The 12,845-nt window shown below is 68.5% G+C and carries 14 protein-coding genes; 9 read left to right on the top strand and 5 right to left on the bottom strand.

The window, feature by feature from the left end; genetic code table 11:
• Position 1: 1 nt before the first annotated feature.
• Positions 2 to 676 carry a glutathione S-transferase gene (locus tag CLU95_RS10690; protein WP_099792937.1) on the bottom strand — a complete coding sequence of 225 codons (675 nt, stop codon included), beginning with the start codon at positions 674 to 676 and terminating at the stop codon, positions 2 to 4.
• 134 nt (positions 677 to 810) lie between these two features.
• Here CLU95_RS10690 and CLU95_RS10695 point away from each other — a divergent pair, with 134 nt between their 5' ends.
• Positions 811 to 1,797, top strand: coding sequence for a S1C family serine protease (locus tag CLU95_RS10695; RefSeq protein ID WP_099792939.1), 987 nt, complete (start codon positions 811 to 813; stop codon positions 1,795 to 1,797).
• Between the two features lie 7 nt (positions 1,798 to 1,804).
• On the opposite strand, the gene CLU95_RS10700 is transcribed toward CLU95_RS10695, so the two are convergent.
• Genes CLU95_RS10700 through ychF form a run of 3 tightly spaced genes read right to left on the bottom strand, consistent with a single transcriptional unit; the run spans position 1,805 to position 3,619 of the window.
• Positions 1,805 to 1,990 (bottom strand): hypothetical protein, encoded by a 186-nt coding sequence (locus CLU95_RS10700; protein WP_099792941.1) that lies wholly within the window; start codon positions 1,988 to 1,990, stop codon positions 1,805 to 1,807.
• The gene (locus tag CLU95_RS10705) at positions 1,987 to 2,508 is read right to left on the bottom strand and encodes a zeta toxin family protein (RefSeq protein WP_099792943.1); all 522 of its coding nucleotides are present in this window, start codon (positions 2,506 to 2,508) and stop codon (positions 1,987 to 1,989) included. The genes CLU95_RS10700 and CLU95_RS10705 overlap by 4 nt, the downstream gene beginning before the upstream one ends.
• Before the next feature lie 19 nt (positions 2,509 to 2,527).
• Positions 2,528 to 3,619, bottom strand: a complete 1,092-nt coding sequence (ychF, locus tag CLU95_RS10710) for a redox-regulated ATPase YchF (protein ID WP_099792945.1) — start codon at positions 3,617 to 3,619, stop codon at positions 2,528 to 2,530.
• A gap of 262 nt (positions 3,620 to 3,881) precedes the next feature.
• Here ychF and CLU95_RS10715 point away from each other — a divergent pair, with 262 nt between their 5' ends.
• Genes CLU95_RS10715 through rbsD form a run of 6 tightly spaced genes read left to right on the top strand, consistent with a single transcriptional unit; the run spans position 3,882 to position 9,964 of the window.
• The gene (locus tag CLU95_RS10715) at positions 3,882 to 4,835 is read left to right on the top strand and encodes a sugar ABC transporter substrate-binding protein (protein WP_099792947.1); all 954 of its coding nucleotides are present in this window, start codon (positions 3,882 to 3,884) and stop codon (positions 4,833 to 4,835) included.
• Positions 4,836 to 4,895: 60 nt separating this feature from the next.
• Positions 4,896 to 6,497 carry a sugar ABC transporter ATP-binding protein gene (locus tag CLU95_RS10720; protein WP_099797208.1) on the top strand — a complete coding sequence of 534 codons (1,602 nt, stop codon included), beginning with the start codon at positions 4,896 to 4,898 and terminating at the stop codon, positions 6,495 to 6,497.
• A gap of 5 nt (positions 6,498 to 6,502) precedes the next feature.
• Positions 6,503 to 7,501: an ABC transporter permease gene (locus CLU95_RS10725; RefSeq protein WP_099792949.1), complete on the top strand. Its 999-nt coding sequence runs from the start codon at positions 6,503 to 6,505 to the stop codon at positions 7,499 to 7,501.
• Between the two features lie 29 nt (positions 7,502 to 7,530).
• Complete coding sequence (locus CLU95_RS10730; RefSeq protein WP_099792951.1) at positions 7,531 to 8,613, top strand: LacI family DNA-binding transcriptional regulator; 1,083 nt, start codon at positions 7,531 to 7,533, stop codon at positions 8,611 to 8,613.
• Positions 8,610 to 9,569 carry a ribokinase gene (rbsK, locus tag CLU95_RS10735; RefSeq protein WP_099792953.1) on the top strand — a complete coding sequence of 320 codons (960 nt, stop codon included), beginning with the start codon at positions 8,610 to 8,612 and terminating at the stop codon, positions 9,567 to 9,569. The genes CLU95_RS10730 and rbsK overlap by 4 nt, the downstream gene beginning before the upstream one ends.
• A complete protein-coding gene (rbsD, locus tag CLU95_RS10740) occupies positions 9,566 to 9,964 on the top strand; it encodes a D-ribose pyranase (protein WP_099792955.1) in 399 nt (132 codons plus the stop codon). Before rbsK ends, rbsD begins: the two co-directional genes overlap by 4 nt.
• A gap of 7 nt (positions 9,965 to 9,971) precedes the next feature.
• Here rbsD and CLU95_RS10745 read toward each other — a convergent pair whose 3' ends face one another.
• On the bottom strand, positions 9,972 to 10,856 hold the full coding sequence (locus tag CLU95_RS10745) for an MOSC domain-containing protein (RefSeq protein ID WP_099792957.1): 885 nt from the start codon (positions 10,854 to 10,856) through the stop codon (positions 9,972 to 9,974).
• A gap of 87 nt (positions 10,857 to 10,943) precedes the next feature.
• Between CLU95_RS10745 and CLU95_RS10750 the strand changes: the two genes are divergently transcribed.
• Positions 10,944 to 12,071 carry an FAD-dependent monooxygenase gene (locus CLU95_RS10750; protein ID WP_099792959.1) on the top strand — a complete coding sequence of 376 codons (1,128 nt, stop codon included), beginning with the start codon at positions 10,944 to 10,946 and terminating at the stop codon, positions 12,069 to 12,071.
• A 50-nt stretch (positions 12,072 to 12,121) separates the two neighbouring features.
• Positions 12,122 to 12,841: a DsbC family protein gene (locus CLU95_RS10755; RefSeq protein WP_099792961.1), complete on the top strand. Its 720-nt coding sequence runs from the start codon at positions 12,122 to 12,124 to the stop codon at positions 12,839 to 12,841.
• The last annotated feature ends 4 nt before the right edge of the window (positions 12,842 to 12,845 follow it).

Consider the following 12,845-nt stretch of genomic DNA (forward strand, 5'->3'; position numbering starts at 1 on the left):
CTCAGCTCAGCAGTTCGTAGGGGCCGCCGCGTTCCAGCGCGCGCTGGTAGGCCGGTCGCGCATGGATGCGCTCCAGGTAGGCCATGAGCTTCGGCCGCTTCGCATCGAGGCCGCCGCGCGCCTGCGAGGCTTCGACCACGAAACTCATCTGGATATCGGCGCCCGTGAATTCATGGCCCGCGAACCACTCGCTCCGGCCGAGTTCGGCCTCCATGAAATTCAGATGGCCCGTGATGTTCGGATGAATGAAGGCCGACTTCGCCTTGCTTGCGATGGCCTTGGCGATCGGCTTCGCGAAGAAGGGCATCTTGCTCGTCTCGATGCGGTCGAACACCAGCTTGAGCAGCAGCGGCGACATCGCCGTGCCTTCGGCGAAGTGCAGCCAGTAGCGGTAGCGCAGCGCCTCGGGCGAACCCGCCGCCGGTGCGAGCCGGCCCTGGCCGTAGCGTTCGATGAGCGACTCGATGATCGCGCCCGATTCCGCCAGCGTCGCGCCGTCGTCGGTCGTCACCACGGGCGACTTGCCCAGCGGATGCACGGCCTTCAGCGAAGCGGGCGCCAACATGGTCTTGGGGTCGCGCTGGTAATGGACGATCTCGTAAGGCAGCTCGAGTTCTTCGAGCAGCCAGAGCACGCGCTGCGAGCGCGAGTTGTTCAGGTGATGGACAGTGAGCATGACGAATGGAAGCCTTCCGGCAGAGGATGCAGCGGGCGCGCAGTCTAACCACAACGCACGCGGGTTTCAGGCGCCCGCTGCGACAGCGTCACCGCCTACGGCAAACCGTGGACCTGCTTCCTACACTGGCCGGAATGCTCCACCCCTTCACGCGGCGCCGCCGCACCTCGCTCATCGGACTCTGGCTTGGCCTCGCGGCCTGCCATGCCTGGGCGCTCACGCCCGAGGAGGTGTTCCGCAAGGTCTCGCCCGCCGTCTGGACCGTGAAGGGCGAGCGCGGCAACAACCAGACCGCCATCGGCAGCGCGGTGGCCGTGACCTCGGGTGCGCTGGCCACGGCCTGCCACGTGGTCGATGGCGCCGTCTCCGTCACCGTGACGCAGGGCCCGACCACGCTGCCCATCGCCCGCATCGTGCGCGACCCCGATCCGTCGCGCGACCTGTGCGTGCTCACGAGCGAGACGCCGCTGCAGTTGCCCGCCGTGCAGATCGTGCCCGCCGGCGAGTTGCGCGTCGGCCAGCGCGTGTTCGCCGTCGGCAGCCCGCACGGCCTCGAACGCACGCTGAGCGAAGGCCTGATCTCCGCGCTGCGCCCGCGTGCACCCGGGCAACTGCCGATCGTGCAGACGTCGGCGCCCGTGTCTTCAGGCTCCAGCGGCGGCGGGTTGTTCGACACCGAGGGCCGGCTCGTCGGCGTGACCGACAGCATCGCGCCCGGCGGTGCGAACCTCGGCTTTGCCTATCCGGCGCAATGGGTGATGGAACTGCCGCAGCGCGTGACCACGGAGCTGGCGACATGGCGCGATCTGCTGAAGCGCACCGGCGTGGTGTTCGGCAGCAACGGAGAGCCTGCGCCTTCAGGCCACGCCGACCTGTCGGACCTGCAGGCCCTGCCCTCCATCGGCGCCGACCCGACACCGGTGCGCAACGCCTACCGCCAGTTCCTGCTGCAGGCCCGGCCCCGCATCTTCCTGATCACAAGCGACCAGAAATTCGGCACCACCACCAACTCGGCCGCGCTGACCGCGCACCTCAAAGGCTGCACCGAACGCAAGGTGACGTGCGCCGCCTATGCGGTGGACGACACGGTGGTGTGGGGCAAGCAGCAGGTCGCGAAGTAGCCGGGGCTTACTTGACCCCCGCCTTGCGCAACTCTTCCGCCGTGATGCGAACGGGCTTCTGGCCACGCTGAACCACGATGGCTGTGTTGGTGCGCACCGCGGCCTCGCGTGCCGCCCGCGCCGCGCGCCGGATCGCGATCAATGAAGCGGCCAGATCCTTGTCCTTGGCTTGCATGAGCTGTTCACGGGTCATGGTGCTTCTCCCCATTCGATGAGATCCGGCTCTTCGCCGGCGTTGTCGTACAGCGCCCACGCGTCCACCGCGACGCGATAGCGGTCGTCGAAATTTCGACGACCCGCCTCGAAGCGGCGGCGAATCACATCTTCGGGAATGTGATGCCCGCCCTGCCGGACACGCTCGGCGACGCGCGCCACGGCAAATTCTGCCGTCGGAAGCGCCAGAAAGAAAAGGCTCACGTGATAGCCCGACTTTCTCCACGCATCAATGTGGCGCAGATAGCCCAGTCCCGACAACGTCGTCTCGAAAGCAAAGCTCTCTCGGCGACGGGCGCACTCCGCGATCTCCACCAGCATCAATCGCCCGGCCTTGATGGCCTCGGCCTCCGGTGCAAAAGGCGAGAGCCCGGCGGCGATCAGGTCGGCATTGATGAAGCGCGCGATTTGCGCTTCCTGTGGAAGAAAGGCGCGGGCGAAAGTGGTCTTGCCCGCACCGTTCGGTCCCGCAATGATGACGATCTTGGGATGGCTCATCAAAGCGGGAGATGCGCGCTCAGGAGCTGAACAGGAAGTTCATCACGTCGCCATCCTTCACGACGTATTCCTTGCCTTCCGAACGCATCTTCCCCGCGTCCTTTGCACCCTGCTCGCCCTTGAAGGCGATGTAGTCGTCGAAGGCGATGGTCTGGGCGCGGATGTAGCCCTTCTCGAAGTCGCCATGGATCACGCCGGCGGCTTGGGGGCCGGTGTCGCCGATGTGGATGGTCCAGGCGCGCACTTCCTTCACGCCGGCGGTGAAGTACGTCTGCAGGCCCAGCAGCTTGTAGGCGGCGCGGATCAGGCGGTTCAGGCCCGGCTCTTCCTGGCCGATTTCGGCGAGGAACATCTTCTTGTCTTCCTCGTCCATCTCGGACAGGTCGGCTTCGATCTTGGCGCAGATGGCGACCACGGGCGCGCCCTGCTTGGCGGCGTACTCGCGCAGGCGGTCGAGGTACGGGTTGTTCTCGAAGCCGTCTTCGGCCACGTTGCCCACGAACATCGCGGGCTTGGCGGTGATGAGCGTGAAGCTCTTCACCAGCGGCACTTCTTCCTTCGTGAACTCGAGCGCGCGCACGGGCGTGTTCTCGTTCAGCGCAGCCTGGCAGCGTTCGAGCAGGCCGACGAGCTTCTGCGCGTCCTTGTCGCCCGAGCGGGCGACCTTGGTGTGGCGGTGCAGCGCCTTCTCGACCGTGGCCAGGTCGGCCAGGCAGAGTTCGGTCTGGATCACTTCGATGTCGGAGATCGGGTCGACCTTGCCGGCCACGTGGATCACGTTCTCGTCGTCGAAGCAGCGCACCACGTTGACGGTGGCGTCGGTCTCGCGGATGTGCGCCAGGAACTTGTTGCCCAGGCCTTCACCGGTGCTGGCACCGGCCACGAGGCCGGCGATGTCGACGAACTCGACGATGGCGGGCACCACGCGCTCGGGCTTGACGATCTCGCTGAGCTGGTCGAGCCGCGGATCGGGCACTTCCACCACGCCCACGTTGGGCTCGATGGTGCAGAACGGATAGTTTTCCGCTGCGATGCCGGCCTTGGTCAACGCATTGAAAAGGGTGGATTTACCGACGTTGGGCAGGCCGACGATGCCGCATTGCAAACTCATGGGAGGTCCTCTTGGGTAACCCCCGATTTTAGGCTGACCGGGTTCTCCCCCGGGCCGGGCCCACTTCGAGGCGCTCCCGCGCTCCTTTTTCGAAGCGCTCGGACGTGTTCGAAAGCCCTCTGGCAGCGGCTTTCCGGCCCGAAAAGCTCAGGGTTAGACCCGACTCGCAAACGTTTGCGCAAACGTTTCCCTCGATTAATATCAGGGCCCCCGGCACAGACCGGCGTTCCGCTCTGACCCCTCATTTCAGGAGACATCCACCATGAAGTTCACCCGCCGTACCCTGCAAAGCGCTGCCGCATTGACCTTGCTGGGCGCCATCGCCGGAACGCCCGCCTTCGCACAGGACAAGCCGAAGGTCGCGCTGGTCATGAAGTCGCTGGCCAACGAGTTCTTCCGCACCATGGAAGACGGCGCCAAGGCGCACCAGAAGGCCAACGCCGCGCAGTACACGCTGGTGGCCAACGGCATCAAGGACGAAACCGACACCGCCGCCCAGATCAAGATGGTCGAGCAGATGGTGGCGCAGAAGATCAACGCGCTGGTCATTGCGCCGGCCGATTCGAAGGCGCTGGTGCCGGTGATCAAGGCGGCCATCGACAAGGGCATCCTGGTCGTGAACATCGACAACCAGCTCGACGGCGCCGCCCTGAAAGAGAAGGCCATCCAGGTGCCCTTCGTCGGCCCCGACAACCGCGCCGGCGCCAAGCTGGTGGGCGACGCGCTCGCCAAGGAGCTGAAGTCGGGCGACAAGGTCGGCATCATCGAAGGCGTGTCGACCACCTTCAATGCGCAGCAGCGCACGCTGGGCTACCAGGACGCCATGAAGGCCGCGGGCGTGACCGTGGTCGGCGTGCAGTCGGGCCAGTGGGAAATCGACAAGGGCAACACCGTGGCCGCCGGCATGATGCGCGAGCATCCCGACCTGAAGGCCCTGCTGGCCGGCAACGACAGCATGGCGCTGGGCGCCGTGGCCGCCGTCAAGGCGGCGGGCAAGACCGGCAAGGTGCTCGTGGTGGGCTACGACAACATCGGCGCCATCAAGCCGATGCTGAAGGACGGCCGCGTGCTCGCCACCGCCGACCAGTTCGCAGCCAAGCAGGCCGTGTTCGGCATCGAGACCGCGCTGAAGGCCATCGCCGACAAGAAGAAGCAATCGGAAATGCCGGCTGAAGTGAAGACCGACGTGGTGCTGGTCACCAAGTCGTCCAAGTAAGCCATTCCGCTCCGCTAAAAAGAAGAAGACCTCGTTGTGACTGCCGCACCCGACGCCGCCATGAATCCCCCCTTACCCACCGCCGTGCTCTCCCTGAGCACGGTCGGCAAGGACTACGCGGCGCCGGTGCTCGACGACGTTTCTCTCGAGCTGCGCGCCGGCGAAGTGCTGGCGCTCACGGGCGAGAACGGCGCGGGCAAGAGCACGCTGTCGAAAATCGTCTGCGGGCTGGTGCAGCCCACGCGCGGCGGCATGCTGCTGAACGGTCAGCCTTTCGCGCCGGCCTCGCGTCGCGAGGCCGAGCGCCTGGGCGTGCGCATGGTCATGCAGGAACTCGGCCTCGTCACCACGCTGTCGGTGGCCGAGAACCTGCTGCTCGACCGCCTGCCGCACAAGAGCGGCTGGATCCGCCGCGCCACGCTGCACGAGCTGGCCGAGCGCCAGCTCGCCAAGATCGGCCTGGACGGCATCGACCCGGCCACGCCGGTGGCGCGGCTGGGCATCGGCCAGCAGCAGATGGTGGAAATTGCGCGCAACCTGCAGGACGACACGCGCGTGCTGGTGCTCGACGAGCCCACCGCCATGCTCACCCCGCGCGAAACCGCGCACCTGTTCGAGCAGATCGAACTGCTGAAGCTGCGCGGCGTGGCGATCGTCTACGTGTCGCACCGCCTCGAAGAACTGCAGCGCATCGCCGACCGCGTGGCGGTGCTGCGCGACGGCAAGCTGGTCGACGTGCGCGCCATGGCCGGCGTGCGCGAATCCGAACTGGTGCAGCGCATGGTCGGCCGCGCGGTGCACGAGCACGAAGGCCGCGCGCGCCGCGTGGCGGGCCCGGTGCTGCTGAGCGCGCGCGGCATCGGCCGGGCGCAGGTGGTGCGCGATGTCGACCTCGAACTGCGCGCCGGTGAAATCATGGGCCTGGCCGGTCTGGTCGGCTCGGGCCGCACCGAGCTCGTGCGGCTGCTGTTCGGTGCCGACCGCGCCGACCGCGGCGAGGTCGTGCTGCACGACGGCACGCCGGCCGCACAGCCCCTGCAAACTGCGCGCAAGGGCTGGCGCTCGCCGATGCAAGCGATTCGCGCGGGCATCGGCCTCGTCACCGAAGACCGCAAGTCGCAGGGCCTGCTGCTGTCGCAGCCGATCCGCGTCAACGCCACGCTGAGCGACCTCGGCGCGATCTCGCATGCCGGCTGGCTGCGCCGCGCCAAGGAGCGCCAGATTGCGCGCCGGCTGGTGGAGCTGCTGCGCATCCGCTCGCGCAGCATCGAGCAGCCCGTGTCGACGCTCAGCGGCGGCAACCAGCAGAAGGTGGTGTTCGCGCGCTGGCTGCACCGCGAATGCAAGGTGCTGCTGCTGGACGAACCCACGCGCGGCGTGGACGTGGGCGCGCGCGCCGACCTGTACACCGAACTCGACCGCATGACCGACGCCAGCAAGGCGCTCCTGATGGTGTCGAGCGACCTGCGCGAACTGATGGCCATGTGCGACCGCATCGGCGTGATGAGCGCCGGCCGGCTGGTCGCGGTGTTCGAGCGCGGCGAGTGGACCGAACAATCGCTGCTCGCCGCCGCCTTCAGCGATGCCACGGGCCGCGCGCCCGGCTCTCCCGCGGACTCTGCCCATTCCGCAGCTTCTGCCCCGACTTCCGCCGACGCTTGACGACCATGAACGCCGCCTCCCCTTCTTCTTCCGCTGCCACCCGCAAGCCGCCGTCCGCACTCAAGGGCCAGCTCGGCACCTACCTGGGCCTGACGGTCGTGCTGCTGGGCATGATTGCGCTGTTCGGCTCGATGAGCGAATACTTCCTCACGCGCGACACCTTCATCTCCATCGCCAACGAAATCCCGGCGCTGGCCGTGATGGCGGTGGGCATGACCTTCGTGCTGATCATCGCGGGCATCGACCTGTCGGTGGGCTCGGTGCTGGCGCTCAGCGCGGCCGTCACGGCCGCCGCCATCCTCGAATGGAAGCTCTCGGTGCCGCTGGCCGCCATGCTCGGCCTGGCCACCGGGCTGGTCTGCGGCACGGTGACGGGCGCGGTGTCGGTCGCGTGGCGGTTGCCGAGCTTCATCGTCTCGCTGGGCATGCTCGAAGCCGTGCGCGGCGGCGCTTACCTGGTCACCGACTCGCGCACGCAGTACGTGGGCGACGCCATCTCGGGCCTGGCCGCGCCGTGGATCGGCGGCATCTCGGCCGCCTTCGTGCTCGCGGTGGTGCTGGTGGCCGTGGGGCAGCTGGTGCTCACGCGCTCCGTGTTCGGCCGTCATGTCGTGGGCATCGGCACCAATGAAGAAGCCATGCGCCTGGCGGGCATCGACCCGCGGCCGATCCGCATCATCGTGTTCGCCGTCACCGGCCTGCTGGCCGGGCTCGCGGGCCTGATGCAGTCGGCCCGCCTCGAAGCGGCCGACCCGAACGCGGGCGTCGGCATCGAGCTGCAGGTGATCGCGGCCGTGGTCATCGGCGGCACCAGCCTCATGGGCGGGCGCGGCTCTGTCGTCAACACCTTCTTCGGCGTGCTGATCATCGCGGTGCTCGAGGCCGGCCTGGCGCAGGTGGGCGCGAGCGAACCGAGCAAGCGCATCATCACGGGCGCGGTGATCGTGGTGGCCGTCATCATCGACACCCTGCGCCAGCGCCGGGCCGATCGTCGACTGGCCTGAGCCTCGCCTTAAGGAACCCAAAGAAAACCATGGCCACCATCAAGGACGTCGCACTCCAGGCGGGCGTTTCCGTCACCACCGTGTCGCACGTCGTCAACGACACGCGCCACGTGAGCGCCAAGGTGCGCGAGCGCGTCGAGCTGGCGATTCGTGAGCTGGGCTACGTGCCCAACGCGATGGCGCGCAGCCTCAAGAGCAACACCACCTCGACGCTGGGCATGCTCATTCCCAACAGCTCGAATCCCTACTTTGCCGAGATCGTGCGCATCGTGGAAGACCGCTGCTTCGGCGCCGGCTACACGCTGGTGCTGTGCAACACCGACGACGAGCCCCGGCGCCAGAGCGTGTACCTGCAGGTGCTGGCCGAGCGCCGCATCGACGGGCTCATCGTGGTGTCGACCGGCGCCGACGAAGACGATTCGCTCGCTACGCAACTGCGCGGCCTGCGCATTCCCACGGTGCTGGTCGATCGCGAGATCGCCGACCCGGCCTGCGACCTGGTGGAAACCGCTCACATGCAGGGCGGCCTGCTCGCCGTGCGGCACCTGCTGTCGCTGGGCCACAAGCGCATCGCCTGCATCGGCGGGCCGGTGGGCGTGACGTCGAGCGAGCAGCGCATCGAAGGCTGGCGCATGGCGCTGGCAGAAACCGGCTCGGCACCGAACGCCGACGCACTGCTGTGGCGCGGCGGCTTCACCAGCCAGGGCGGCTACGAGGCGATGCACGCCATCCTGCGCACCGAGCAAAAGCCCTCGGCCGTGTTCGTGTGCAACGACCTCATGGCCATTGGCGCGCTGCGTGCCGCGCATGAAAGCGGCGTGCGCGTGCCCGACGAACTCTCCATCGTGGGCTTCGACGACATCGAACTGTCGGCCTACACCAGCCCGCCGCTCACCACCGTGGCCCAGCCCAAGGAGCGCATCGGCGCGCTGGCGGTCGACATGCTGCTGGAGCGCATGGGCGGCAAGCGCCGCGACGCACGCAAGGTCGTGCTGCAACCCGAGCTGCGCGTGCGCGCCTCGACCGCGCGCCACGCGGGCTTTCGCGAAGCGGGCGTGACGCCCGCCACATCCGCCACCACCGCCACACCTTCCAAGTCCCGCACCTCGTGAGCCTTCAGCCTCTCTCTTCCTCCACGCCACCGCGCATCGTGGTGCTCGGCAGCCTGAACATGGACATCGTGCTGCGCGTGCCGCACGCGCCGGCCGCGGGCGAAACCCTGCTGGGCCGCTCGATCGACGCCATCCCCGGCGGCAAGGGCGCCAACCAGGCCGTGAGCTGCGCGCGCGAAGGCGCGCAGGTGCACATGATCGGCTGCGTGGGCGACGACGCCCACGGCCAGGCGCTGCGCGAGGCGCTCGCGCGCGACGGCATCGACACCTCGGCGCTGCGCACCGACACCGCCGAGCCCACCGGCACAGCGCTGATCCTGGTGGAAGACAGCGGACAGAACCGCATCGTGATGATCCCCGGCGCCAACGCGCGCGTCGCCCTCGACGACGCCGCGCTGCGCACGCAGCTGCAAGGCGCGGCGTTCCTCGTCGCGCAGTTTGAAACCCCGATGGACCAGGTGGCGCGCGCCATCGCCGCCGCGCACGACGCAGGCTGCGCCGTGATGCTCAACCCCTCGCCGGTGCAAGCCATCGCCGAGGCGCTCTGGCCCCGCATCGACACGCTCGTGGTCAACGAGATCGAGGCGCAGACGCTGTCGGGCCAGAACGCCGACAGCCCTGAAGAAGCGGCGCAGGCCGGCCAGGCGCTGCGCGCGCGCGGCATCGCCCGCGTGGTCGTGACGCTCGGTTCGCGCGGCGCGGTGGCGGTCGACGCCGACGGCGCGCGCCACCATCCCGCGCCGAAGGTGCAGGCGGTCGACACCACCGCCGCCGGCGACACCTTCCTGGGTGCGCTCGCCGTGGCACTGGGCGAAGGCCAGTCCTTCGACGAGGCCGTGCGCCTGGGCATCCGCGCCGCCGCGCTGTGCATCCAGCAGCCCGGCGCCCAACCCTCCATTCCGCTGCGCGACGCCGTGCTGCGCAGCCCCCTGCCCCCCGACTGGATCACGCTGTGAAACGCTCTCCCCTGCTGCACGCCGAACTCTCCCACGTGATCGCCTCCATGGGCCACGGCGACATGCTGGTGATCGGCGACGCCGGCCTGCCCATTCCCGACGGCCCGCGCCGCATCGACCTGGCCGTGGCGCGCGGTGTGCCGGGGATCAGCGATGTGCTGAAGGCCGTGCTGTCGGAGATGCAGGTGGAAAGCGCACTGATCGCACGCGAAGCGCTGGAGCCCTTGCCTGTCGGCACGCTGCCCGCGTGGTGCGAAGGCCAGCTGGGCGTGGTGCCGCAGGTCATCTCGCACGAAGAGCTGAAGCGCGTGAGCGCGCGCGCCAGGGCCGTGGTGCGCACGGGCGAATGCACGCCCTACGCGAACATCATCCTGGTCGCGGGCGTAGCGTTCTGATCGCCCGTTACTCGAAGCGGTAGTTCGCCCCCACCACCTGCCCCACCTTCAGCAGGTGCTCCACGCCCTGCACCACGATGCAGTTCGTGCCGAAGGTGATGCCGCCGTCCACGCGCGCGTCGACGCGGTAGGTGCGCAGCATGTCACCGACCTCGGGGCTGCTGAGCGCGGTGGCCGGGTCGATGTCGGGAATCGGGCAGCGCGTGCAGGGCTTGACCGGGCGCAGCTCGGCCTCGCCCTCGCCGGTGGTGACGTGCAGCGCGTCGACCCGGTCTTCGTCGTGCGACTCGATGCCGGCCAGCACGATGTTCGGGCGGAAGCGCTCGATGCCGACCGGAGCGTGGCCCGCAGCCGCAAGGCGCTCGTTGAGTTCGGCAAGCGAGCCTTCGCTCGCCACCAGCAGCGGAAAGCCGTCGGCAAACTGGTTCAGCGCCTCGACGCCGTCGGTCCACTTCAGGCTCGACAGGCGCTGGTGCTCAGGGTCGAAGCGCACCAGGCGCAAGGTCTGCGGCTTGCCGGGCTCCGAGAGGAAATCGCTGAACCACTGGGCGGCGATGTCGCCCATGTCGTAGGCCGCGACGTCGTCCTTCCACACGCGCACGCGCACCGGCTGCTCCACGCGGTCGAAGGCCAGGTGCAGCGCCAGCATGCCGGGCGCGCGCAGCACCACCTCGGTGTGCTTCATCTGCGGCTGGATGAGCGCCATGCGCGGCAGCTGCCGCTGGGTGACGAACTCGCCCTGCGCATCGACCACCATCCAGGCCCGGTCGAACTCCAGGCCGGTTTCGGTGAGCAGCATCTCATTGAGCTCGACGCCCGCGCACGACTTGACGGGGTACACGAACAGGCGGGCGATGGTGGCCTGGAGATCGAAAGCGGACGGCTGCGACACGGTAGGGGTTCCTTTGAAATCGCTGGACATTCTCCGGCATGAACGAGTATCGGCGCCCGTGCGCAAGGCAACTCCTACAATCATCTGATGGCCCTTTCCCCCGAAGTTTGTATCCGCGGCGCCGGCATCGTCGGCCGCACGCTGGCGCTGCTGCTGGCGCGCGAACGCGTGCGTGTCGCGCTGGTGGTGCCGCCGGCCCCGCCGGCCAAGGAAGACATCCGGGCGTACGCGCTCAACGTGGCGTCCCGCACGCTGCTCGAATCGCTGCGCGGCTGGCCCGACACGGCCCATGCCACGCCGGTGCACGAGATGCAGGTGCACGGCGACGACGGCGGCCGGGTGCAGTTCAGCGCCGCACGCCAGAAGGTCGAGGCGCTGGCCTGGATCGTCGACGTGCCCGCGCTCGAACAGCAACTGGCCGACGCGGTGCGCTTCCAGCCCCTGATCGACGTGGTGACCGAGCCCGTGGCCGCGCCGCTCACGGTGGTGTGCGAAGGCAAGGCCAGCGCCTCGCGCGCGGCGCTGGGCGTGAGCTACGAAGTCACGCGCTATCCGCAGCACGCCATTGCCGCGCGGCTCGAGGCCGCGCACACGCACGACGGCATCGCGCGCCAGTGGTTCAACGACCGCGGCGAGGTGTTCGCCCTGCTGCCGCTGGGCGGCGTGCACGGCAAGACGCTGGCGCTGGTGTGGTCGGTCGACCAATTGCGCGTGCCCGAGCTGGTCGCGCAAAGCGCCGAAGAATTCAGCGCCGCCGTGAGCGAAGCCAGCCACGGTGAGCTGGGCTCGCTGCGGCTCACGAGCGAACGCGCCGTGTGGCCGCTGTCGCGCGCCATCGCCGACCGCTGGTCCGGCTCGATGCCCGGCCAGCCCACCCAATCGTGGGTGCTCGCGGGCGACGCCGCCCACACGGTGCACCCGCTGGCGGGCCAGGGCCTGAACCTCGGCCTGTCCGATGCGGCCGCGCTGGCCGAGGTGATCCGCACCCGCGACTACTGGCGCAGCGTGGGCGACGCCCGCCTGCTGCGCCGCTACGAACGCGCCCGCCGCGCCGACGTGCTGCAGATGAGCCTGGCGACCGACGGGTTGCAGCAACTTTTCTCGCACAACCTGGGTCCACTCCCTGCGTTGCGCAACTGGGGCATGCGCGGTTTCGACCGCACGCGCTTCGTGAAGCACTGGATCACCGCCCAGGCCATGGGCCTCAAAGCCTGACCGCCTGACGCCACCCGCCAGCCCTCCACCTTTTTCCCGAAACCTTTCCGATGACCTTCGTCCGCCACCTTCTCGTTGCCGCCTGCGCGCTGCTCACGCTCTCCACCGCCGGCGCCGGCGAGGCCGAGATCCGCAAGAACCTGCCGACGCACATCCCGCAGCTCCCGCCCATCGAGGAAGTCACCAAGACGCCCGTGCCGGGCCTGTACGAAGTGCGCGTCGGCGGCAGCCAGCTGCTCTACACCGACGAGCAGGGCAACTACCTGCTGCAGGGCAGCCTGATCGACGCCAAGACGCGCCGCAACCTGACCGAAGAACGCGTCGAGAAACTCACCGCCGTCGCCTTCGACAAGCTGCCGCTGAAAGACGCCATCAAGATCGTGCGCGGCAACGGCAAGCGCAAGGTCGCGGTCTTCGAAGACCCGAACTGCGGCTACTGCAAGCGCTTCGAGAAAGACATGAAGAAGGTCGACAACGTGACCGTCTACATGTTCCTGTACCCCGTGCTCGGCCCGGATTCGACCGCCAAGTCGCGCGACATCTGGTGCAGCAAGGACCCGGGCAAGGCCTGGGGCGACTGGATGGAAAGCAGCGTCAAACCCGCCGCCGCAGCCACCAGCTGCAACGTGACGGCGCTGGAGCGCAACGTGGAGTTCGGCCGCAAGTACAACATCACCGGCACGCCCACGCTGATCTTCACCGACGGCAGCCGCGTCCCGGGCGCGATTCCCGCCGAACAGGTCGAGAAGCAGCTCGCCGCCGCCAACTGATCCA

Source organism: Variovorax sp. 54, from assembly GCF_002754375.1.
In the GTDB taxonomy this organism is placed as follows: Bacteria; Pseudomonadota; Gammaproteobacteria; order Burkholderiales; family Burkholderiaceae_C; genus Variovorax.